This is a genomic window from Pseudomonas sp. microsymbiont 2 (assembly GCF_054788395.1).
This window is the reverse complement of record NZ_CM139112.1, coordinates 1,432,026-1,454,557: the sequence shown is the minus strand read 5'-3', so window position 1 is coordinate 1,454,557 and position 22,532 is coordinate 1,432,026. Positions and strand designations below refer to the sequence as shown.

23 protein-coding genes are annotated in these 22,532 nt (G+C 65.2%); 11 read left to right on the top strand and 12 right to left on the bottom strand.

Annotated features, from left to right (window positions below; translation table 11 throughout):
• Positions 1 to 52: 52 nt before the first annotated feature.
• The 4 genes from ACYUME_RS06610 to ACYUME_RS06595 all read right to left on the bottom strand — a co-directional run bounded on the left by ACYUME_RS06610 (position 53) and on the right by ACYUME_RS06595 (position 3,888).
• A complete protein-coding gene (locus ACYUME_RS06610; protein WP_279887891.1) occupies positions 53 to 688 on the bottom strand; it encodes a C40 family peptidase in 636 nt (211 codons plus the stop codon).
• 125 nt (positions 689 to 813) lie between these two features.
• On the bottom strand, positions 814 to 1,518 hold the full coding sequence (gene hda / locus ACYUME_RS06605) for a DnaA regulatory inactivator Hda (protein ID WP_050704543.1): 705 nt from the start codon (positions 1,516 to 1,518) through the stop codon (positions 814 to 816).
• A 243-nt stretch (positions 1,519 to 1,761) separates the two neighbouring features.
• Entirely contained in the window at positions 1,762 to 2,835 is a 1,074-nt protein-coding gene (locus ACYUME_RS06600) for an AI-2E family transporter (protein WP_279887894.1), read from the bottom strand.
• Between the two features lie 12 nt (positions 2,836 to 2,847).
• Complete coding sequence (locus ACYUME_RS06595) at positions 2,848 to 3,888, bottom strand: DUF2066 domain-containing protein (RefSeq protein WP_279887896.1); 1,041 nt, start codon at positions 3,886 to 3,888, stop codon at positions 2,848 to 2,850.
• 317 nt (positions 3,889 to 4,205) lie between these two features.
• Here ACYUME_RS06595 and purM point away from each other — a divergent pair, with 317 nt between their 5' ends.
• The 4 genes from purM (at position 4,206) to ACYUME_RS06575 (ending at position 7,118) form a co-directional block, all read left to right on the top strand.
• Positions 4,206 to 5,264 carry a phosphoribosylformylglycinamidine cyclo-ligase gene (gene purM / locus ACYUME_RS06590; protein WP_279887897.1) on the top strand — a complete coding sequence of 353 codons (1,059 nt, stop codon included), beginning with the start codon at positions 4,206 to 4,208 and terminating at the stop codon, positions 5,262 to 5,264.
• Positions 5,264 to 5,908, top strand: coding sequence for a phosphoribosylglycinamide formyltransferase (gene purN, locus ACYUME_RS06585; RefSeq protein WP_279887899.1), 645 nt, complete (start codon positions 5,264 to 5,266; stop codon positions 5,906 to 5,908). Before purM ends, purN begins: the two co-directional genes overlap by 1 nt.
• An 8-nt stretch (positions 5,909 to 5,916) precedes the next feature.
• A complete protein-coding gene (locus tag ACYUME_RS06580; RefSeq protein WP_279887901.1) occupies positions 5,917 to 6,627 on the top strand; it encodes a DUF3108 domain-containing protein in 711 nt (236 codons plus the stop codon).
• Between the two features lie 308 nt (positions 6,628 to 6,935).
• Positions 6,936 to 7,118, top strand: a complete 183-nt coding sequence (locus ACYUME_RS06575; RefSeq protein ID WP_460418371.1) for a hypothetical protein — start codon at positions 6,936 to 6,938, stop codon at positions 7,116 to 7,118.
• A 46-nt stretch (positions 7,119 to 7,164) separates the two neighbouring features.
• Here ACYUME_RS06575 and ACYUME_RS06570 read toward each other — a convergent pair whose 3' ends face one another.
• The 7 genes from ACYUME_RS06570 to ACYUME_RS06540 all read right to left on the bottom strand — a co-directional run bounded on the left by ACYUME_RS06570 (position 7,165) and on the right by ACYUME_RS06540 (position 15,604).
• Complete coding sequence (locus tag ACYUME_RS06570) at positions 7,165 to 7,704, bottom strand: DUF2058 domain-containing protein (RefSeq protein ID WP_279911555.1); 540 nt, start codon at positions 7,702 to 7,704, stop codon at positions 7,165 to 7,167.
• A gap of 27 nt (positions 7,705 to 7,731) precedes the next feature.
• Positions 7,732 to 8,565, bottom strand: a complete 834-nt coding sequence (gene mazG / locus ACYUME_RS06565; RefSeq protein ID WP_460418370.1) for a nucleoside triphosphate pyrophosphohydrolase — start codon at positions 8,563 to 8,565, stop codon at positions 7,732 to 7,734.
• Positions 8,566 to 8,659: 94 nt separating this feature from the next.
• Complete coding sequence (gene relA, locus ACYUME_RS06560) at positions 8,660 to 10,900, bottom strand: GTP diphosphokinase (RefSeq protein WP_279911553.1); 2,241 nt, start codon at positions 10,898 to 10,900, stop codon at positions 8,660 to 8,662.
• A gap of 98 nt (positions 10,901 to 10,998) precedes the next feature.
• Positions 10,999 to 12,357 carry a 23S rRNA (uracil(1939)-C(5))-methyltransferase RlmD gene (gene rlmD / locus ACYUME_RS06555; protein WP_460418369.1) on the bottom strand — a complete coding sequence of 453 codons (1,359 nt, stop codon included), beginning with the start codon at positions 12,355 to 12,357 and terminating at the stop codon, positions 10,999 to 11,001.
• Entirely contained in the window at positions 12,357 to 13,256 is a 900-nt protein-coding gene (gene cysM, locus ACYUME_RS06550; protein ID WP_460418368.1) for a cysteine synthase CysM, read from the bottom strand. The genes rlmD and cysM overlap by 1 nt, the downstream gene beginning before the upstream one ends.
• Before the next feature lie 257 nt (positions 13,257 to 13,513).
• Positions 13,514 to 14,884 (bottom strand): HAMP domain-containing sensor histidine kinase, encoded by a 1,371-nt coding sequence (locus tag ACYUME_RS06545; protein ID WP_460418367.1) that lies wholly within the window; start codon positions 14,882 to 14,884, stop codon positions 13,514 to 13,516.
• A 3-nt stretch (positions 14,885 to 14,887) separates the two neighbouring features.
• Positions 14,888 to 15,604 (bottom strand): response regulator transcription factor, encoded by a 717-nt coding sequence (locus ACYUME_RS06540; protein ID WP_460418366.1) that lies wholly within the window; start codon positions 15,602 to 15,604, stop codon positions 14,888 to 14,890.
• Between the two features lie 213 nt (positions 15,605 to 15,817).
• Between ACYUME_RS06540 and ACYUME_RS06535 the strand changes: the two genes are divergently transcribed.
• From ACYUME_RS06535 to ACYUME_RS06520, 4 genes are all read left to right on the top strand, one after another.
• Positions 15,818 to 18,574, top strand: a complete 2,757-nt coding sequence (locus ACYUME_RS06535; protein WP_460418365.1) for a response regulator — start codon at positions 15,818 to 15,820, stop codon at positions 18,572 to 18,574.
• A gap of 105 nt (positions 18,575 to 18,679) precedes the next feature.
• On the top strand, positions 18,680 to 19,669 hold the full coding sequence (locus ACYUME_RS06530; RefSeq protein WP_460418364.1) for a 2-hydroxyacid dehydrogenase: 990 nt from the start codon (positions 18,680 to 18,682) through the stop codon (positions 19,667 to 19,669).
• Positions 19,670 to 19,700: 31 nt separating this feature from the next.
• On the top strand, positions 19,701 to 20,135 hold the full coding sequence (locus ACYUME_RS06525) for a hypothetical protein (RefSeq protein WP_460418363.1): 435 nt from the start codon (positions 19,701 to 19,703) through the stop codon (positions 20,133 to 20,135).
• The gene (locus tag ACYUME_RS06520; RefSeq protein WP_279883872.1) at positions 20,136 to 20,540 is read left to right on the top strand and encodes an META domain-containing protein; all 405 of its coding nucleotides are present in this window, start codon (positions 20,136 to 20,138) and stop codon (positions 20,538 to 20,540) included.
• Between the two features lie 35 nt (positions 20,541 to 20,575).
• Here ACYUME_RS06520 and ACYUME_RS06515 read toward each other — a convergent pair whose 3' ends face one another.
• Positions 20,576 to 21,043, bottom strand: a complete 468-nt coding sequence (locus ACYUME_RS06515; RefSeq protein WP_460418362.1) for a TlpA disulfide reductase family protein — start codon at positions 21,041 to 21,043, stop codon at positions 20,576 to 20,578.
• 86 nt (positions 21,044 to 21,129) lie between these two features.
• Here ACYUME_RS06515 and arsC point away from each other — a divergent pair, with 86 nt between their 5' ends.
• Genes arsC through ACYUME_RS06500 form a run of 3 tightly spaced genes read left to right on the top strand, consistent with a single transcriptional unit; the run spans position 21,130 to position 22,491 of the window.
• Positions 21,130 to 21,483 (top strand): arsenate reductase (glutaredoxin), encoded by a 354-nt coding sequence (arsC, locus tag ACYUME_RS06510; protein ID WP_460418361.1) that lies wholly within the window; start codon positions 21,130 to 21,132, stop codon positions 21,481 to 21,483.
• Entirely contained in the window at positions 21,480 to 22,085 is a 606-nt protein-coding gene (wrbA, locus tag ACYUME_RS06505; RefSeq protein WP_460418360.1) for an NAD(P)H:quinone oxidoreductase, read from the top strand. The genes arsC and wrbA overlap by 4 nt, the downstream gene beginning before the upstream one ends.
• Positions 22,078 to 22,491: a DUF2069 domain-containing protein gene (locus ACYUME_RS06500; protein ID WP_460418359.1), complete on the top strand. Its 414-nt coding sequence runs from the start codon at positions 22,078 to 22,080 to the stop codon at positions 22,489 to 22,491. The genes wrbA and ACYUME_RS06500 overlap by 8 nt, the downstream gene beginning before the upstream one ends.
• Positions 22,492 to 22,532 lie beyond the last annotated feature (41 nt).

The following is a 22,532-nucleotide window of genomic DNA, read 5'->3' as shown; positions in this document are numbered from 1 at the left end:
CGAGCTTTTTCAGCTACGCCGCCGTGCGAGGTTACAGCATTTTGATATCAAATCAATTGCGCGAGATCGTGGTCGGCGCCATGGCGAGGGCGCGCTTGGCCTCGATGAAGGTCTTGCTCCAGTAGCGATCGCCCAGGCTGTCGATGCGCACGCCACCGCTGCGGCGGCTGCTGGAGTGGATGAACTGGTTGTCACCCAGGTAGATCCCGGCATGGCTGACACGGCCACGACCGCTGGTGCTGAAGAACAGCAAGTCGCCCGGCTTGAGCTTGTTGCGCGCGACCTTCGGTGCGTCGACGTTGATCATTTCGCGCGTCGAGCGCGGCAGGTTCATGCCGGCTTCCTCACGGAACAGGTAGCCGATGAAACCGCTGCAATCGAAACCGGACTTCTCGGAGGTGCCGCCGAAGCGATAGCGGGTACCGATCAGCGACATGCCACGCTCGAGAATGCTGTCGGCCAGCACAGGCAGCTGGTACGGTTTGCTGTTGCTGGAAAATGCCTCGAGATCCTCTTCGCTGGCCAGTTCTTCCTCGGTGAATACGGAAGAGACGGAAGCCTTGGCCTTGACCGATTGCTCGGTGGCCACGCGAGAGTCCTGCGAGGGTGCGACCGGGCCGGTGGAGGCGCAGCCGTAAAGAAGGGTGACAAGTGCAAGTGGCACGAGGGGTGCGAAGCGCTTCAGCATGGGCACGACCGTGTCTGTAGTCCTTTAGAAGGGGGAAACTATGCCCTCTATCGGACCCATTTGCAAATTTTATCGAAAAAGATGTGACTTTTCCGTTTTGACGCTCTGGCACCGTGTTTTCAAGGCTACCAGCCGAGGGTTTCCTTGAGGAATGGAATAGTCAGCTTGCGCTGGGCCTGCAGGGAGGCCTGGTCGAGACGTTCGAGCAGGTCGAACAGCGCGCTCATGCTGCGCGTACCGCGGGTGAGGATGAAGTGGCCGACCTCGTCGGTCAGGTGCAGGCCCCGGCGCGAGGCACGCAGTTGCAAGGCGCGCAGCTTGTCTTCGTCGGACATGCCGCGCATCTGGAAAATCAACGCCAGGGTCAGCCGCGACTTGAGGTCGGCCAGTTTGATCGGCAGCTCGCGCGGCGAGCTGGACGCGGCGAGCAACAAGCGCCGGCCACTGTCGCGCAAGCGATTGAACAGATGGAACATGGCCTCTTCCCAATCCGCCTTGCCGGCGATCACATGCAGATCGTCGATGCACACCAGCTCGTATTGTTCGAGATGATCGAGCAGCTCGACGCCGCGATCGAGCAATTGCGCCAGGGGCAGGTAGACGGCGGGTTGACCCAACTGCTGGAAACGCTGGGTGGCAGCCTGCAACAGGTGAGTGCGGCCCACGCCCTGTTTGCCCCACAGGTAGATGAGGCTTTCGGTCCAGCCGGCGTCGGCTTCGCATAGCCGCTCGACGTAACCCAATGCCGCGGCATTGGCGCCCGGATAGTAGTTGATGAAGGTGGCGTCGTCGCGCAGACGCACACCCAGGGGCAACTGGATCGGTTTCATGCTGGCTGGCGGTCGCGAGGACCACAGGGGGCCTTTGGTGAACAGTGTGCAAAGTCTATACCCGCAACGCGGGCGGCACAATCGGCGAAGGAAATAGCGCAAGCAAAATCAAGAAGTTGCGTAATTCTGGCGCGTGCTGGATGGCACCAGCCTTGCTGGTGTTCGCGGGCAAGTCGCATCGGCGCACCGCCGCTCCCACAGGACTGAGGAATCCTATGAGAGCCCGCTTGCCGCGAAGCAGTGCTACAGATCGGGGTCGATATCCTGCGCGTACATGTCCGACTCCTTGTACAGGTCATGCATGTGCCGCAGCACCACCATGATCACCGCCGCCACCGGCAACGCCAGCAGCACGCCGGTGAAACCGAACAGCTCGCCACCGGCGAGGATCGCGAAGATCACCGCCACCGGGTGCAAGCCGATGCGATCGCCCACCAGCAATGGCGTCAGCACCATGCCTTCCAGCGCCTGCCCGACCATGAACACCGCGACGATGCCAAGCATCGGGTACAGCTCGCCACCGAACTGGAACAACCCAGCGACCAGCGCCGCGCCGATGCCGATGATGAAGCCCATGTACGGCACGATCGCCGCCAGCCCGGCCAGCATGCCGATCAACAGGCCCAGTTCCAGCCCCACCAGCATCAGCCCGGTGGAATAGATGACGCCCAGGGCCAGCATCACCAGCAATTGCCCGCGCACGAACGCCCCCAGCACCTCATGGCACTCCCCGGCCAACGCCACCACCTGCGGCTCGCGCTGGCGCGGCAGCAGGCTGCGCAGCTTGGCCATCATCAGGTCCCAGTCACGCAACAGGTAGAAGCCCACCACCGGGATCAGCACCAGGTTGGCCAGCCAGCCGATCAGCGCCAGGCTCGAGGCGGTGGCCTGGGACAGCAGCATGCCGACGATATCGGTGGTCTGGCCCATGTGCTCGCCGATAGCGGCCTTTATCTTGTCGAACTTCCAGAAGCCATCGGCCAATCCCAGGCGACTCTGCACCCAGGGCAAGGCCACATGTTGCAGCCAGTCGAGCATCTGCGGCGCAAGCTCGTACAGGCGCACCAACTGCTTGGCCAGCATCGGCACCAGGATCAGCAGCAACGCCAGGAAGATCAGGGTGAACAGGCTGAACACCACCACCACGCCCCAGGTACGCGACAACCCCAGCCGCTCCAGGCGATCGACCAGTGGATCGGCCAGGTAGGCCAGCAGTATGCCCACCAGGAACGGCGAGAGAATGTTGTGCAGGAAATACAGCAGCACGGCGATCACCAGTGCCACGCCCAGCCAGATCCAGCGACGCATGTCGGTCATCGGCGTCACTCCTTACCAGCGAAAACGCAAGCCGTCGAACGGCTTGGCAACGACAGGGGGCACGGCCCCGGGCTCGGCCTGAGGCGCGGGTGCCGGCGGCTCGACAGGCAGCTCCTGCAGCTTGGCCAGGCCCAACTGCGCGCGCAGTTGCTCGCGATTGCCGGTGACGCGATAGGTCAGCGTGCCGCCGTCGGCCATCTGCAGCCGGCCAGCATAAGGCTCCAGCACGCGGCTGAGCTCGGCGTAGCGCTGCAGGTTCATGCCCTGCACCTGCACCTGCAGATCGCTGCTGGCGCCCGGCCGGGTGACGTAACGCGGCGCCAGGCGGCTGCTCACCGCCAGCAGCACCGCATCGGCCAGGGCCGCCTGATCGGCCGCCTCGGCGCTGCCCTGCTCGCGCTGATCGCCCAGCCACAACTGCCATTTACCTTGCCACTTGCCATCGGCCTCGTGGGCATGCACGGCCAGCAGCGCATCGGCGCCATAGCGCTCGGACGCCTCGCGCAACGGCGCCGGGTCATTGCCTTCGAGCTGCTTGGCGTTGGCCACCAACTGCTCTTGCAGGTCGGCCAATGGCAGGCGCAGCGGCAAGCCCCGGTGCTGGGCGGCACGCCGCAGCGGCTCGGCGGCGCTCTGGCCATCGCCCACCAGGTTGCTGCCTTCGACACTGTCGTTCAGCCACCAGCCCAGGATCGAGGGTCGGTTGCTGCCCCACAAGGCCAGCCCTGCCTGGCGCAAGGCGCGTTCGGTGCTGCCGGGGTCGAACTCGACCAGCACCGACTCGGGCGGCCCGGCCTCGGTCCCGACCTGGTTGATGATCTGCTGCGGATCCTTGCGCAAGGCGGCCAGCGCCGGGTTCTGCGGCGCCTTGGGGTCGCCGGTCAGGCGCAGCACCAGGGTGTCCAGGGCCTTGCCGGTGGCCTGGGCGCGAGCCTCGCTGCCCTGCCCGTCCAGTGGCTCACGGACCTGGTACAGGCCGGAAACGGTTTCGGCCTGCGCGGCGACGGCGACGCAGGCCAGGCAACCCGCAGCGAGGAAATTGAGAAGACGCATTGAGGATTCCTGTCCAGATGACCAAGGGGCGACGCGTATCGATCGTTCGGCTGTGACCGCGCGAGGTGGCAAATTGCTCCCCGTCATCGGTCATTTCCAGTCGTCGCCATGGCTATACCTTATACAGGCCCCGGCGCGCCAACCAGTCACGCACGGAGAAACAGGTTTTTTGCCCGGTTTTGCCGCCTGCCCGTCGGCCTGAGGATGGCCGCTGCGGGGCAATCCTGATAAAATCGCGCGCCTTCGCAGACCAGTGACGTACACCTTGGCCGTCCGGTCGTTTTCCACGAATCCCTCCCTCTTAAAGGCCTGGATCAATGAGCAAGCAACCCTCCCTGAGCTACAAAGACGCCGGTGTAGACATCGACGCCGGCGAAGCACTGGTCGAACGTATCAAGGGCGTCGCCAAGCGCACCGCACGCCCTGAGGTCATGGGTGGCCTGGGTGGCTTCGGCGCCCTCTGCGAGATCCCGGCCGGCTACAAGCAGCCCGTGCTGGTCTCCGGCACCGATGGCGTCGGCACCAAGCTGCGCCTGGCGCTGAACCTGAACAAGCACGACAGCATCGGCCAGGACCTGGTCGCCATGTGCGTCAACGATCTGGTGGTCTGCGGGGCCGAGCCACTGTTCTTCCTCGACTACTACGCCACCGGCAAGCTCAACGTCGACGTGGCCGCCACTGTGGTCACCGGCATCGGCGCCGGTTGCGAACTGGCCGGCTGCTCGCTGGTCGGTGGTGAAACCGCCGAGATGCCCGGCATGTACGAAGGCGAAGACTACGACCTGGCCGGGTTCTGCGTCGGCGTGGTGGAAAAGGCCGAGATCATCGACGGCTCGAAAGTGGTCACCGGCGACGCCCTGATCGCGCTGCCGTCCTCCGGTCCGCACTCCAACGGCTACTCGCTGATCCGCAAGATCCTCGAAGTGTCCGGCACCGACATCGACAACACCCAGCTCGACGGCAAGCCGCTGGCCGACCTGCTGATGGCGCCGACCCGCATCTACGTAAAGCCCCTGCTGCAGCTGATCAAGCAGACCGGCGCGGTCAAGGCCATGGCCCACATCACCGGTGGCGGCCTGCTGGACAACATCCCGCGCGTACTGCCCAAAGGCGCCCAGGCCGTGGTCGACGTGGCCAGCTGGCAGCGTCCGGCGGTATTCGACTTCCTGCAGGAAAAAGGCAACGTCGACGAGCATGAAATGCACCGCGTGCTGAACTGCGGCGTGGGCATGGTCATCTGCGTGGCCCAGGACCAGGTCGACAAAGCCCTGGCCGTGCTGCGCGCCGAAGGCGAGCAACCTTGGGTGATCGGTCGCATCGACGTGGCCGCCGAAGGCGCCGCCCAGGTCGAGCTGCACAACCTCAAGGCACACTGATGCCCTGCAATGTAGTCGTGTTGCTGTCGGGCTCCGGCAGCAACCTGCAGGCACTGATCGACAGCAACAGCGCCAGCGACAGCCCGGCACGCATCGGCGCGGTCATCTCGAACCGTGCCGATGCCTACGGCCTCGAGCGTGCCAAGGCCGCCGACATCGAAACCGCCGTGTTGTCGCACACCGGTTTCGACGGGCGCGAGGCCTTCGACGCAGCGCTGATGGCGCTGATCGACGGCTTCCAACCCGACCTGGTGGTGCTTGCCGGTTTCATGCGCATCCTCAGTGGCGATTTCGTGCGCCACTACCAGGGTCGCCTGCTGAACATCCATCCGTCACTGTTGCCCAGGTATAAAGGCCTGCACACCCACCAGCGCGCGCTGGAGGCGGGCGACGCCGAGCACGGCTGCAGCGTGCACTTCGTCACCGAGGAACTCGATGGCGGGCCTCTGGTCGTACAGGCTGTGGTGCCCGTGGCAACGGATGACACCGCGCAGACGCTCGCCCAGCGCGTGCACCTGCAGGAACACCAGATCTACCCGCTGGCGGTGCGCTGGTTCGCCGAAGGACGCTTGCGTCTGGGCGAACAGGGTGCATTACTGGATGGCCAGCCGCTGGCGGCCAGCGGTCACTTGATTCGATCCTAGGAGAATTTATGCGTCGCGCCCTGCTCTTGGCTCTCGCCGTGCTCGCCCTGCCCCTCCAGGCAGCTGATCTGAAGCCTTTCGCGGCCAGCTACACCGCCGACTGGAAGCAGCTGCCCATGAGCGGCACCGCCGAACGCAGCCTGGTCAAGAATGCCAACGGTACCTGGGACCTTAACTTCAAGGCCTCCATGATGATCGCCAGCCTCACCGAGCAAAGCACCCTGCGCATGGAGAACGACATCCTGCTGCCACAGAAGTACCACTTCGAACGTGGTGGCCTGGGCAAGGCCAAGAAAGTCGACCTGAACTTCGACTGGACCGGCAAGAAGGTCACCGGCAGCGACCGTGGCGACGCCATCAGCCTGCCGCTCAACCGCGGCGTGCTGGACAAGTCGTCCTACCAGCTGGCCCTGCAGCATGACGTGGCAGCCGGCAAGAAAAGCATGACCTATCAGGTGGTCGATGGCGACGAGATCGACACCTACGACTTCCGCGTACTGGGCACTGAAAAAGTCGCCACCAAGACCGGTCAGGTCGATGCGGTCAAGGTCGAGCGCGTGCGCGACCCAAGTCAGAGCAAGCGCATCACCGAGCTGTGGTTCGCCAAGGACTGGGACTACCTGCTGGTGCAGCTGCGTCAGGTCGAAACCGATGGCAAGGAATACGTGATCGTGCTGCAGGACGGCACGGTCGATGGCAAGGCGGTCAAGGGCAACTGATACCGCTGCCTGCAACACCCGAAGCCCCGCCTTGTGCGGGGCTTCTTTTTGCCCAGGCCAAGGTGGTCTCTGTAGGAGCGGCCTTGTGTCGCGAAAGGGCTGCGCAGCAGCCCCGGCAATTTTGCATGATGCCAAGATCCTGGGGCTGCTGCGCAGCCCTTTCGCGACACAAGGCCGCTCCTACAGGGTATGCGTTACCTTTCATGAAACTTGTTTCATCGCCGTTTTATTTACTTAGCCTGCTAACAAATTCTATAAAGGAGTCCTGCGACACAGTGCCGCAGCCAACCAAGAAGTGGAGTTTAACGATGACAGTCCAAGTAACCGAACGCGACGAATCGAAAATGTCCCACGAAAGCCAGGCCGCAGGCCTGCGTATCTGGGAAGTGCGTCAGCAAGGCCAGCTGGTCGGCATGTTCCACGACGAACATCTTGCCCAGAAATACCGCATGGAGCTGGAGTACCTAGAGAGCCAGCGACCGTCGCAATGACCCAGTCTTCCAATGAAAAACCCCGCCAAGGCGGGGTTTTTCAGGTTTACCACATCAGATCGTCCGGGATCTTGTAGGCCGCGTACGGATCGTCCTCGTCCGCCTCCTCGACATGGGTGTTGAGCAGCAGGATACGGTTGGGGTCGCGCTCCTGGATCTTCACCGCCGCTTCCCGCGGGATCACTTCGTACCCCCCGCCATGGGCGACGATCGCCAACGCGCCATTGCTCAGCTTGCTGCGCATCAGGGCGTTGACGGCGATGCGCTTGACCTTCTTGTCATCGACGAAGTTGTAGTAGTCCTCGGTGGTCAGCTTGGGCAGGCGGGTCGCTTCGATCAATTGCTTGATCTGCGCGGCACGGGCCTTCTGCTCGGCCTTCTCCTGGAGCTGGCGATTCAGCTCCTGGTCCTTCTTGGCCTTCTCGGCCATGGCGTCCTTGGCCAGACGCTGCTGGCTGTCGTTCACCTCCACCTGGCCCTTGTGTTCCAGGCGTTTCTGTTTCTTCTCGGCCTTGTTGGTCTGCGAGACTTGTTTCTGGTTGACCAGGCCGGCTTTGAGCAATTGGTCGCGAAGGGAAAGGCTCATGGGGTGTTCACTCACTTATGCATCGGCTCAGCCGCAGCTGGGCAGGTTCTTTTCCTGACGCTTGGCCTCGCCCCACAGGGCGTCCAGCTCGTCGAGGGTACGATCTTGGATGTTCAGGCCCTGCTCGCGCAATGCCTGTTCGATGAATCGGAAACGCCGCTCGAACTTGCGATTGGCCCGGCGCAAGGCGTTTTCCGGGTCGTGCTTGAGATGCCGCGCCAGATTGACGGTGGCGAACAATAGGTCGCCGAGCTCGTCTTCCAGTGCATCGCTGTCGCCATCGGCCATGGCCTGCAGCACTTCGTCGAGCTCCTCGCGGACCTTGTCCAACACCGGCAACGCCTCGGGCCAGTCGAATCCGACCGTGGCGGCGCGCTTCTGCAGCTTGGCGGCGCGAGACAGCGCCGGCAAGGCCGCCGGGACGTCGTCGAGCAATGACAACTGCTCGGGCTCGCTCTTCTCGGCGCGCTCCTCGGCCTTGATCTCTTCCCAGCGCGACTTGACCTGGGCCTCGCTCAGCGCCGGGGTGTCCAGCGGCGCATACAGATCGCCGGTGGGAAACACATGAGGATGGCGGCGGATCAGCTTGCGGGTGATCGAATCGACCACGCCGACGAACTCGAAGCGTCCTTCCTCGCGGGCCAGCTGGCTGTAGTAGACCACCTGGAACAGCAAATCGCCCAGCTCGCCCTGCAAATGCTCGAAATCGCCGCGTTCGATGGTGTCGGCGACCTCGTAGGCTTCTTCGATCGTGTGCGGGACGATGCTGGCGTAGTCCTGCTTGAGGTCCCAGGGGCAGCCATACTGCGGGTCGCGCAGGCGGGCCATGAGATGCAGCAGGTCGTCTAGGGTGTAAGTCATGAGTCGTCCTTACCGGCCTCATCGCGGGGCAAGCCCGCTCCCACGAACCGACCGTCAGGTGGCGTGGGAGCGGGCTTGCCCCGCGATGAAAGTATCAAGGGGTACGATTACGCCGCGTCTCGATGATGTTGGGCAACTGCGAGATCCGCCCCAGCAGACGCCCGAGGGCATCCAGCCCGGGAATCTCGATGGTCAGCGACATCAGCGCGGTGTTGTCTTCCTTGTTCGAGCGGGTGTTGACCGCCAGCACGTTGATCTTCTCGTTGAGCAGCACCTGCGACACGTCACGCAGCAGCCCTGGCCGATCGTAGGCACGGATGACGATATCGACCGGGTAGGTCTGCACCGGGATCGGTCCCCAGCTGACCTGGATCATGCGCTCCGGCTCCTTGCCCGCCAGCTGCAGCACCGAGGCGCAGTCCTGCCGGTGAATGCTCACGCCACGGCCCTGGGTGATATAGCCGACGATGGCGTCGCCCGGCAGCGGCTGGCAGCAACCGGCCATCTGCGTGAGCAGGTTGCCGACCCCCTGGATCTGGATATCGTTGCGCTTGCCGGCACGGATGCCTCGGGCCTGACGCGGAACCAGCTCGACCGGTTCGAGACGCTCGGGCTCCAGCAGTTGCTGGGCGGCGTTGACCATATGCGCCAGGCGCAGGTCGCCGGCGCCAAGGGCGGCGAACATGTCCTCGGCGGTCTTGACGTTGGCCTTCTCGGCCAGGCGCTCGAAGTCCACCTGCGGCAGCCCCAGGCGGGCCAGTTCGCGTTCGAGCAGGGTCTTGCCGGCGGCCACGTTCTGGTCGCGGGCCTGCAGCTTGAACCAGTGGACGATCTTGGCCCTGGCGCGCGAGGTGGTCACATAGCCCAGGTTGGAGTTCAACCAGTCGCGGCTCGGGCTACCGTGCTTGCTGGTGATGATCTCCACCTGCTCGCCGGTCTGCAGGCTGTAGTTCAGCGGCACGATGCGCCCGTTGATCTTGGCGCCACGGCAGTTGTGGCCGATCTCGGTGTGCACGCGGTAGGCGAAATCAAGCGGCGTGGCGCCCTTGGGCAGGTCGATGGCATGTCCGTCGGGGGTGAACACGTAGACCCGGTCAGGCTCGATATCGACCCGCAGCTGTTCGGCCAGGCCGCCGATATCGCCCAGCTCCTCGTGCCACTCGAGCACCTGACGCAGCCAGGAGATCTTCTCTTCGTAGTGGTTGGAGCTGGACTTGACGTCGGTGCCCTTGTAGCGCCAGTGCGCGCAAACGCCGAGTTCGGCTTCCTCGTGCATGGCGTGGGTGCGGATCTGCACCTCCAGCACCTTGCCCTCGGGCCCGATCACCGCAGTGTGCAGCGAGCGATAGCCGTTTTCCTTGGGGTTGGCGATATAGTCGTCGAATTCCTTCGGAATGTGCCGCCACAGGGTGTGCACGATGCCCAGCGCGGTGTAGCAGTCGCGCACTTCGGGCACCAGCACGCGCACCGCGCGCACGTCGTAGATCTGGCTGAACTCCAGGCCCTTGCGCTGCATCTTGCGCCAGATCGAGTAGATGTGTTTCGCCCGACCACTGATGTCGGCCTTCACGCCGGTGGCCAGCAGCTCGTTCTGCAACTGGTTCATCACGTCGCTGATGAAGCGCTCGCGGTCCAGTCGACGTTCGTGCAGCAGCTTGGCGATCTGCTTGTACTGGTCGGGTTCGAGGTAGCGGAACGAAAGGTCTTCCAGCTCCCACTTGATATGACCGATGCCCAGGCGATGGGCCAGCGGTGCATAGATGTCGAACACCTCGCGAGCCACGCGCAGGCGTTTCTCGTCATCGGCGGCCTTCACCGCGCGGATGGCACAGGTACGCTCGGCGAGCTTGATCAGTGCCACGCGCACGTCGTCGACCATGGCCACCAGCATCTTGCGCAGGTTCTCGACCTGCGCCTGGGAGCCCAGCACCAGTGACTGTCGGGGACTGAGACTGGCGCTGATGGCGGCCATGCGCAGCACACCGTCGATCAACTTGGACACCACCGGGCCAAAGCGCTGGCCGACCTCGGCCAGCGTCACCTTGCCCTCACGCACCGACCGGTAGATGACGGCGGCCACCAGCGAATCCTGGTCGAGCTTGAGGTCGGCGAGGATTTCGGCGATCTCCAGCCCCGCCTGGAAACTGGATGTACCGTCGGCCCAGGAATGCTTGGCCGGGTTACCCTTCTTTTCGACCTCATGGGCGAACTCGCAGGCCTCTTTCAAGGCCGGTCGATCGAGCTGCGAATCGACGCTCACCACATGATCGAGCCATGCTTCGAGATTGATACTGCCGTCGTTGTTGACCGGCTGGTGCACTCTCACCTGTACCATCTTTGCTTTACCTTTCCATACAGCGCACCACAAAGGGGCGCTGACTATCACGTGTACGGCCTTCGTTCCCTGAACACCGCACCAAGGGGGCAGCCTGGCTAGCCCGCTTCGAATAACGCCATGGCTTCGACATGCGCCGTCTGAGGAAACATGTCGAGAATCCCGGCCCTTTTTAACCGGTACCCCTGCCCGACCAGCACCTGCGCGTCTCGCGCCAGCGTGGCCGGGTTGCACGATACATAGACCAACCGTTTCGCGCCGAGCCGGGCGATGCCTTGCACCACCTCGAAGGCCCCGTCACGCGGTGGGTCCAAGAGTACCGCAGAAAAGCCCTCGGCGAGCCATCCGGCGCCAGCCAAAGGCTGCGATAAATCGGCCTGAAAAAACCGTGCGTTATGCACATTGTTGTGCCGGGCGTTGGCTTCGGCACGCTCGACCATCGCCTGTACGCCCTCCACCGCCACCACTTCGCGGGCCTGCCGGGCCAGCGGCAGGGCAAAGTTGCCCAGCCCGCAGAACAGGTCGAGCACCCGTTCGTGCGCCTGGGGCGCCAGCCAGGCCAGGGCCTGCTGAATCATCAGCGTGTTGACCTGGGCATTGACCTGAACGAAGTCGCCCGGCCGCCAAGCCAATTCGAGCCCCCACGGCTCCAGGGCAAAGCCCAGCTGCGCCGTGGCATCCAGCGGCGCCGGCTCGCCCTCGCCCTGCAGCCACAACTGGGCGCCGGCTTCGCGGCAGAATGCCTCCAGGCGCGCCAGGTCTTCAGCCGGAAGCGCTGCCACATGACGCACCAGCACAGCCTCGGCAGTGCCGCTGAACAGCTCGACATGCCCAAGCGCCTGCGGCTTGCTCAAGCTGCGCAACACGGTAGGCAGGTGGCGAATGATGTTCTGCAAAGGTTGTACCAGTACCGGGCAGTCGTCGATGGCGACGATGTCCTGGCTGGCCTCGGCGCGCAGCCCGACCTCCAGTTGACGCGCCTTGGCGTCCCAGCGCACCGCCACCCGCGCCCGGCGCCGGTAACCGAATTCCGGCCCGCTCAAGGGCGCGGCCCACTCGTCCGGCTGCAGGCCGGCAACACGCTGCAACTGCTCGGCCAGCAGGCGTTGCTTGAGCGCCAGCTGGCCCTCGTGGGGCAGGTGCTGAAGGTTGCAACCGCCGCAGCGATCGTAATGCCTGCAGGGTGCCTCGCGACGCTCCGGGCTGGGCTGGAAGACGCGCTCCAGTCGCGCATCGACCACCTTGCCGCGTGCGCCGAGCACCCGCGCCTCGACCTCTTCGCCACCAAGCGCACCACTGACGAACCAGGTGCGCCCGTCGACGAAGGCGATGCCACGGCCGTCACCGGCCAGGCGCTCGATCCGCAGGCGCTGCTTCTTGCCCACGGGTACCTGTGGGGCGCGGTTGCCACCGGCCGGCTGGAAGCGCAGGCCGCCGTTGCTTTTCTTTCTGGACATCAGGTCGCGTCGAACAGGCCGGTGGACAGGTAGCGGTCGCCGCGATCGCAGATGATGGCGACCATCACCGCGTTCTCGACCTCACGGGACAGGCGTAGCATCGCCGCCACCGCGCCACCGGAAGAAACGCCACAGAAGATCCCCTCTTCACGGGCCAGGCGGCGCGTGGTGTCCTCGGCCTCCTGCTGGGACATGTCCATCACCCGGTCGACGCGGCTGGCGTCGAAGATCTTCGGCAGGTACTCGTGCGGCCAACGGCGAATGCCGGGGATGGCCGAGCCTTCCATCGGCTGCAGGCCGACGATCTGCACCGCCGGGTTCTGCTCCTTGAGGTACTGCGAGCAGCCCATGATGGTGCCGGTGGTGCCCATGGAACTGATGAAGTGGGTGATGGTGCCCTGGGTCTGTTGCCAGATTTCCGGGCCGGTGCTGTTGTAGTGGGCGATCGGGTTGTCGCCATTGGCGAATTGGTCGAGCACCAGGCCACGGCCTTCGGCCTGCAGTTTTTCGGCGAGGTCGCGCGCGCCTTCCATGCCCTCTTCCTTGGTCACCAGGATCAGCTCGGCGCCGTAGGCGGTCATCGCCGCCTTGCGTTCGGCGGTGGAGTTGTCCGGCATGATCAGGATCATCTTGTAGCCTTTGATCGCCGCGGCCATGGCCAGGGCGATGCCGGTGTTGCCGGAGGTGGCCTCGATCAGGGTGTCGCCCGGTTTGATCTGGCCGCGCAACTCGGCGCGGGCGATCATCGACAGCGCGGGACGATCCTTGACCGAGCCCGCCGGATTGTTGCCTTCGAGCTTGAGCAGCAGGGTGTTGCTGGTGGCCCCGGCAATGCGCTGCAGGCGAACCAGAGGCGTGTGGCCGACGCAATCGGCGATGGTAGGGTACTGCAGGGTCATGGGCGTGTTCGCAATCCGGACGGCAGGGGCGCCTATCATACCGGCAAACCCGGCGCGGCCATATCACGCAATCGTCGGACGTTATAGCGGGTGGCTATAAGAAATGCATACCTGGCGGTGCCTGATATCGGCTACGCCGGTGCTCGCAGCGGTTCGGCGCCCCGGCAAGCCCGCACCCACGGTGCCCGCGCTAACCTCAACTGTGGGAGCGGGTTTACCCGCGAAGCAAGCAACGCCGTACCAGCCCCGCCCCGCGTCTAGACAGATAACGCCGCCGTGCAGCCAGGCTCGCACACCGCCAAGCGCATGCATACCCGCAATCCGCCCGCTCCGTTGACCGCCCACACCCGCCCGCCCTGACGCTCGATGGCGCTGCGGGCAATGCTCAGGCCGAGGCCGAAACCGCCATCTCCCGGACGCGATCCGTCCAATCGTGAGAACGGTGCGAAGATCCGTTCCAGATCGCCCTCGGGCACCCCGCCGCCCTCGTCCTCCAGGTCGATGCGCCAGTATGGGCCGTCGCGCCGTCCGCGCAGCCGGACCGTGCCATTGGCCGGCGAATGGCGGATGGCGTTGCGCAGGATATTCTCCAGTGCCTGGGCCAGGTGATTGAGGTTGCCTTGCAGCCAGCAGTCGGCCGGCAGCTCGCAACGCAGCCGGTCCGCCGCCCAGCCGCTCTCGTAGCAGGCGTTCTCGCTGAGCATGTCCCACAGCGCCAATAGCTGGATCGGCTCGAGGTTCATCGGTGCACGCTCGGCGTCCTGCCAGGCCAACTGCAAGGTGTTCTCCACCAGCTGTTGCATGCCGTCCACCTCCCGGTGCAGGCGCTCACGCAGGCGCGGCAGGTCGGCCTCGCCATCACAGGCCACCCGCAAGCGGCTCAAGGGCGTGCGCATCTCGTGGGACAGGTCACGCAGCAACTGCTGCTGCAACGCTACCGTGCCTTGCAGGCGCTCGGCCATCTGGTCGAAGGCGCGGGCCAGCTCGCCGAGCTCGTCATGGCGCTGGGTCGTGCGCGGATCCAGGCGCGCCGCCAGCTGGTCGACACGCCAGGCATTGGCCTGCTCGCGCAGTTGATTGAGCGGCACGATCAGCATGCGATAGAGGCCGACGCACAGCAGCAAGGTGAACAGGCCCGGAATGATGCCATTGGTCATCACACGCCAGAACAGTCGGTATTGGCCGGGGTTGAAGCGCTCGGGCAGCTCGATGACCAGCATGCCCTGCTCCGGTGAGCCAGGGAACGGCAGACGCAACCAAGGCTGACCGATGCTGCGCCGACTCATGGGCCAGTCGACGCCGCGCAGGCGGGTCAGACGCTGGATCTGCTCGACCGTCAGTTCGCCGCTGCCCAAGGGCTGCAGGTTGCTGTTCAGCACACCCAGCCAACCTCGCTCGCGCGTGCGCATCCCGACCAACCAGGCATCCACGCCCTCACGTCCGCCCTGTAGCCAGGCTTGCTCGGCCTCGGAGGCATAGCCACGCAGGACATGCCGGGCAGGTTCAGAGAGGAAGGCGTCCTGGTTTTCCATATGACGACCCCAGCTGTAACTCAGGCCAATCATCAGCAGGCAGAAACCCACCAGCAGGATCGTCAGTTTCCAGAACAGCGAGTGGCGATCGAGCACGGTTCAGTCACCCTCGCCCGTGCCACAAACATATCCCTTGCCCCAGACGGTGCGGATCTGCCGTTCGTGGTAGCCGATGGCCTTGAGCTTGCGGCGGATCTGGCTGACGTGCATGTCCAGGCTGCGATCATGGCGCGAGTAGCCGCGCTGCAGGACCTGCTGGTAAAGGAAAGGCTTGCTCATCACTTCATCGCAGTTGCGGTGAAGGATATCGAGCAGACGGTACTCGCTTGGCGTCAGCCCGGCCGATGTCCCGGCGAGGCTTACATCCGCGGCCTGCTCGTCGAAATGCAACTGGCCAGGGTCCACCTGGCTCGGTATCAGCGCGCGCCGTTCGAAGGCCACCCGGCGCAGGATCGCCGCGATGCGCACACGCAGTTCAGCGAAACTGAACGGTTTGGGCAGATAATCGTCGGCACCACGCTCGAAGCCACAGATCCGGTCCGCCTCGGCCCCCAGCGCCGACATCAGGATCACTGGCGTGGCACTGTGCCGGCGCAGCCTGGCCAGCGCGTCCAGGCCATTGAGACCTGGCAGCAGGATGTCCATCAACACCAGGTCGAACACTTGTCGCCCGGCGACCTCCAGGCCCTCCAGGCCATCGCGACACCAGGTCACCTGGAAGCCACCCCGTTGCAGCTCTTCATGCAGGTACGCGCCCAGCACGGGATCGTCCTCGATCGCGAGGATGTTGGGGATGTGGATAGCTACGGGATTCATTGGCAACTGCCATCAATTCTCAGTTGCGCGATTATTGGACAGGCAGTCCGGACAAGGCAACCGAACTCCGACTGGCGTGATGTAGGAAAATGCCCGGCAAGGCCGACACGTCGCGTATCGCCGGCAAACAAATGGGTGCAATGCCACCAGGCGCGGAGTAACGTTCCGGCTGAAGCGCGAATCGCGTCCTTAAGCACATGACAGGAGACAGGTGTGCTCGATCGTTTGGGAATCCGCAGCCGGGTGTTGCTGCTGGCATTGCTGCCCGCCAGCCTGATGGCGCTGGTGCTGGGCAGCTACTTCACCTGGTTGCAGCAGAACGAGCTGCGCACGCAGCTGCTGCAACGCGGCAAGATGATCGCCGAACAACTGGCGCCACTGGCGGCACCGGCCCTCGCTCGCCAGGCGCCCGGACAGCTGGAGCGCATCGCCGCGCAGGCACTGGAGCAATCCGACGTGCGCGCCGTGGCATTCCTGGCCGCCGACCGCTCGCGCCTGGCCCACGCCGGCCCGAGCATGCTCAACCAGCCGCCCAGCGGCGGCACCGGCACGCAGCTGCTGCAGCGCACCGGCAACGATGCCACCCGCTACCTGATGCCGGTGTTCGGCCATCACCGCGACCTGGCCACCGACGCCGTGCCCGCCGAGGCCGAACGCCTGCTCGGCTGGGTCGAGATCGAGCTGTCGCACGATGGCACCCTGCTGCGCGGCTATCGCAACCTGTTCACCACCCTCCTGCTGATCTTCGCCTGCCTGAGCCTGACCGCCCTGCTCGCCCTGCGCATGAGCCGCACCATCAACGACCCGATCAACCGCATCAAGCACGCGGTCAACCAACTCAAGGACGGCAACCTCGAGGAACGCCTGCCGGCCATGGGCAGCCACGAGCTGGACGAGCTGGGCGCGGGCATCAACCGCATGGCCGAAACCCTGCACAGCGCCCATGAGGAGCTGCAGCACAGCATCGACCAGGCCACCGAGGACGTGCGCCAGAACCTGGAAACCATCGAGATCCAGAACATCGAGCTGGACATGGCGCGCAAGGAGGCCCTGGAAGCCAGTCGCATCAAGTCCGAATTCCTGGCCAATATGAGCCACGAGATCCGTACCCCGCTCAACGGCATCCTCGGTTTCACCCATCTGCTGCAGAAAAGCGAGCTCACCCCACGCCAGCTCGACTACCTGGGCACCATCGAGAAGTCCGCCGACAACCTGCTGGGCATCATCAACGAGATCCTCGACTTCTCCAAGATCGAGGCCGGCAAGCTGGTGCTCGACAGCATTCCGTTCAACCTGCGCGACCTGATCCAGGACACCCTGACCATCCTCGCCCCGGCTGCCCACGCCAAGCAGCTTGAGCTGCTCAGCCTGGTCTACCGAGACACCCCGCTGTCGCTGGTCGGCGACCCGCTGCGGCTCAAGCAGATCCTCACCAACCTGGTGAGCAACGCCATCAAGTTCACCCGCGAAGGCACGATCGTGGTGCGCGCCATGCTCGAGGACGAGCAGGACGACTGCGTGCAGCTGCGCATCAGTGTCCAGGACACCGGCATCGGCCTTTCACCCCAGGACGTGCGCACCTTGTTCCAGGCCTTCAGCCAGGCCGACAACTCGCTGTCGCGCCAGCCCGGCGGCACCGGCCTGGGGTTGGTGATCTCCAAGCGCCTGATCGAGCAGATGGGCGGCGAGATCGGGGTCGACAGCACGCCGGGTGAAGGTTCGCAGTTCTGGATCAGCCTGAACCTGCCCAAGGCCCACGACGACGTCGACGAGCAACCCCTGCAGGCGCTGCTCGATCGCCGGGTGGCCATCGTCGACGGCCACGACCTGGCGCGCCAGGCCCTGGAGCACCAGCTCGAGGACTGCGGCCTGACGGTCAGCCTGTTCTCATCCTGCGAGCAACTGTTGCAAGCCGTGCAGGCCGCCAGCCTGGCCGGACAGCCCTTCGAATTCGCCGTGCTCGGCGTCAACCTGGGCAGCCTGGGGCCCGAGCAGCTCAACCATTACCTGCAGCAGCTCGAACGCCTGGGCTGCCAGTGCGTGGTGCTGTGCCCGACCACCGAGCAGCCGCTGTACCATCCGTACCTGGCCAACGCCAACTGCCAGCTGCTGGCCAAGCCCACCTGCACGCGCAAGCTGCGTCGCCTGTTGCTGGAGCTGGTGCAACCGCGCCGCCCTCTGGGCGAGCGGCGTGCCAACAGCGGCCAGCGCGTGCCGAAGATCCTCTGTGTCGACGACAACCCGGCCAACCTGCTGCTGGTGCAGACCCTGCTCGAAGACATGGGTGCCGAGGTACTGGCGGTGGACAGTGGCTATGCGGCCGTCCAGGTCGTGCAGGACGAGCCGTTCGACCTGGTGCTGATGGACGTGCAGATGCCTGGAATGGATGGTCGCGCCTGCACCGAACAGATCCGCCAGTGGGAGGCCAGCCAGAGCGGCCCGGCCCTGCCGATCGTCGCCCTGACCGCCCACGCCATGGCCAACGAGAAGCGCGCCCTGCTGCACAGTGGCATGGACGACTACCTCACCAAGCCGATCAGCGAGCGCCAGCTGGCCCAGGTGGTCATGAAATGGACCGGCCTGAGCCTGGACACGCCGCAACAGGAGCGCGCCATCGAACGCCTGCCGGACAGCAGCGAACTGAAGGTGCTCGACCCGGAAGAAGGCCTGCGCCTGGCGGCGGGCAAGCCGGACCTGGCGACGGACATGCTGGCCATGCTGCTCGCCTCGCTGGATTCCGATCGCGAAGCGATCCAGACCGCCCGCGACGCCGCCGACCGCACCGCGATGATCGAGCGGGTACACAGGCTCAATGGTGCCTCGCGCTATTGCGGCGTGCCGCAGCTGCGCGCCGCCTGTCAGCGCAGCGAGACCTTGCTCAAGCAGGACAGCCCGCAGGCCGCGCAGGCGCTGGACGAACTGGACCAGGCCATCGCACGGCTGGCAGAACAGGCGCGCCAGAGCGCATGACATTCTGGCCTCTTCGCGGATAAACCCGCGAAGAGGCCGACACAGGTCATCCCCCCCTGCACCCCACTTGGCTAAACTCTGCCTTCCCGCCCGAGGAGCCCCGCCATGCGCGTCCTGTTGTTCAGCAGCCAGCACTACGACCAGGAAAGCTTCGCCCGCGCCGCCAGCGGCGACGCTCTGGAACTGCACTACCAAGCGGCCAGACTGACCCTCGACACCGCGACCCTGGCCCAGGGCTTCGAGGTGGTCTGCGCCTTCATCAACGACGAGCTGGATGCCCCGGTGCTCGAACGCCTGGCCGCCGGCGGCACCCGCCTGATCGCCCTGCGCTCGGCCGGTTACAACCATGTCGACCTGAGCGCCGCACAGCGCCTGGGCCTCACCGTGGCCCGCGTGCCGGCCTACTCACCCCACGCCGTCGCGGAACATGCCGTGGCCCTGATCCTGGCCCTCAACCGCCGCCTGCCCCGGGCCTACAACCGCACCCGCGAAGGCGACTTCACCCTGCACGGGCTGACCGGCTTCGACCTGCACGGCAAGACCGTCGGCGTGGTCGGCACCGGCCAGATCGGCGCGGCGTTCGCCCGCATCATGGCCGGTTTCGGCTGCCAACTGCTGGCCTACGACCCCTACCCCAACCCCGAACTGCTCGCGCTCGGCGCCCGCTATCTGGAGTTGCCCGAATTGCTCCGCGAGTCCAGGATCGTCAGCCTGCATTGCCCACTGAGCGAAGCGACGAAACACCTGATCAACGCGCGCAGCCTGGCCCAACTGCAGCCCGGCGCCATGCTGATCAACACCGGCCGTGGCGCGCTGGTCGATACCCCTGCGCTGATCGACGCGCTCAAGAGCGGCCAACTGGGTTATCTGGGGCTGGATGTGTACGAGGAGGAAGCACAGCTGTTCTTCGAGGACCGCTCCGACCTGCCGCTGCAGGACGATGTACTGGCGCGGCTGCTGACCTTCCCCAACGTGATCGTCACCGCGCACCAGGCGTTCCTCACCCGCGAGGCACTGGATGCCATCGCCAGCACCACCCTGGACAACATCAACCGCTGGGCGGCAGGCAATGCGCAGAATCTTGTAAACGGTTGATGCTAGGATACGCGGCAATTTTGGAGGACCCATGGTCGAACACGATTTCCGCTACACCCTTTTCAACCCGCAACACACGCTGATCGAGTGCCGCGCGCTGGTACCGGGCCGCTACCAGGTCACCGGCAACGGCGGCTCGATCCAGAGAGGCGATGTGCTGCTGGTCACCCTCAAAGGCAGCAAGAACTTGTCCATGCGCCTGACCGTCGAGACCGTGCGTCACCTGATCAACCCACACGGCCAGTGGGTCGCCGTAGCCCAGGGCCCGGTGTTCAACGAACTGGAAATCCTCAACTGGCAGGTCAAGTGCGACAGCTGTGACGCGGTGCTGGACTTCGAGTTCGCCAACGATGCCAAGCTCGGCAAGAAGGGCCAGGCCCCCGCTGCCAGCGCCCGCATCCAGGAACTGGGCTGGGCCAGCAAGGGCGACCGGCATGTATGCCCACAGTGCCGGGAGCGTGGCTGAGTGAAACATCTGCTGACCGGCGTGCTGATCGCCAGCGGCCTGCTGGGCTGTGCCGCGCCCCCCTCGAAACTGCAGCAGGAGCAGAGCTATCGGCTGGAGTGGATCGGCGAGCGTCCGCTGATCGATTACAGCCACCTGACCCTGACCCTGGCCAGCGATGGCCGTGCCTACGGCAATGGCGGCTGCAACCACTGGTTCGCGCCCTATACCCTGGACGGCGAGCGCATCAGCTTCGGCAAGGTCGGCAAGACCCGCAAGCTGTGCGCGCCGGCATTGATGGATCAGGAACGGCGCTTTCTGCAGGCGCTGGAGACGGTGCAGCGCTGGGACGAGTCGCCGATCGAGCAGATCCGCTTCTGGCCGGCCGAGGGCAAGCCGTTGCGTTTCTGGGCCGAGGAAGGCTGAAGTAGCCTGGGGCCGCTGCGCGGCCCCGGGATCTGTCAGGCGCCGCCTTTCAAAGCCCTGATCTTCGCCTGCAGCCCTTCAAGCGTCTGCTCGCCCATCAGCTGCTCACGCACCTTGCCCTTGTCGTCGATGATGTAGGTCACCGGCAGCGCCTCGCTGCGCGGCAGCTCGTAGCGCTCGGCCGGATCCTGCGCCAGCACCGTGAAGCCGATCCCCAGGGTATCGGAGGCGGCCTTGAGGTCGGCGCCCTGCAGACCGTCGAAGTTCACCCCCACCACCTTGATGCCCTGGGCTTCCCACTGCTTGGCCGCAGCGTTGAGCTCGGGGATTTCCGTGCGGCATGGGCCGCACCATTCGGCCCAGTAGTTGAGCACCAGCCAGTGGCCGTCGATCTGTTCGGCCTTAACCGTATTGCCGTGCTGGTCCACGCCGTAATCCGCACCGCAGCCGCCGAGCAACAGGCTCGCGGTGATGGCCAGTGCAGCTGCCAAACGCCTTGCCATGGGTCAATCCTTCTCGAAGTTTTCAAGCATTGAAGTCGGTCGCTGCGGTTAGAATAGCCGCCACACCCTGCTGGATGCGACCCGTCATGACCGAACTGACCCTCTATCATAACCCGCGCTGCTCGAAATCCCGCGGCGCCCTGGAACTGCTCGAGGCGCGCGGCCTGGCGCCGACCATCGTGCGCTACCTCGAGACCCCGCCGGACGCCGCCACCCTCGAGCAGCTGCTTGGCAAGCTGGGCATCGGCGCACGCCAGCTGCTGCGCACCGGCGAAGACGAATACAAGGCCCTCGACCTGGCCAACCCGGCCCTGAGCGACGCCCAGCTGATCAAGGCCATGGTCGAACATCCCAAGCTGATCGAACGCCCGATCCTGGTCGCCGGAAGCAAGGCGGTGGTCGGCCGCCCACCGGAGAAGGTCCTGGAGATCCTGCCGTGAGCGAACCCTACATCCTGGTGCTGTACTACAGCCGCCACGGCTCGACCAGCGAGATGGCCCGGCACATCGCCCGCGGCGTCGAGCTGGCCGGCCTGGAGGCGCGCCTGCGCACCGTGCCGGCGATCTCCACCGAGTGTGAAGCCGTGGCCCCGGACATCCCGGCCAGCGGCGCGCTGTACGCCACCCTCGACGACCTGCGCCACTGCGCGGGCCTGGCGATGGGCAGCCCGACTCGCTTCGGCAACATGGCCGCACCGCTGAAGTACTTCCTCGACGGCACCAGCAGCCTGTGGCTGGGCGGTGAGCTGGTGGGCAAGCCGGCGGCGGTGTTCACCTCCACCGCCAGCCTGCACGGCGGCCAGGAAACCACCCTGCTGTCGATGCTGCTGCCGCTGATGCACCACGGCATGCTGGTGACCGGCCTGCCCTACAGCGAATCGGCGCTGCTGGAGACCCGTGGCGGCGGCACGCCGTACGGCGCCAGCCACCATGCCGGCGCCGACGGCAAGCGTGAGCTGGACCCGCACGAGATCACCCTGTGCCGCGCGCTCGGGCAGCGCCTGGCCAATACCGCCAAGGCACTGGGTGGCGAACGTGGCTAGGCAGCCGAAGGTATTGCCGCCACTGGACTGGCTGGCACCGCGGGTGCGGATCACCCGCGCCCTGAGCCTGGCCTGCCTGTTCGGCCTGATCGCCCTGCTGGTAGTGAACAACCTATGGTTCGCCGACCTGCACGGGGCGCGGGTCGAGGTGATCATGGCCATCGAGCTGATCCCCCTGCTGCTGGTGCTGCCGGGCATGCTGATGGGCAGTGCCCGGGCGCATGCCTGGACCTGCTTCGTGGTGAACATCTACTTCATCAAGGGCGTGCTGGCGGCGTTCGATCCGGCGCGGGCGCTGTTCGGCTGGGTCGAGGTGCTGGTGAGCCTGGGGTTGTTCGTCAGCGGGTTGCTGTATGTGCGCTGGAAGTTCCAGCTGGAGCGGCGCCTGGCGGGTGAAGGGCGTTAATTTCCGGGGCTGCTCTGCAGCCCTTTCGCGACACAAGGCCG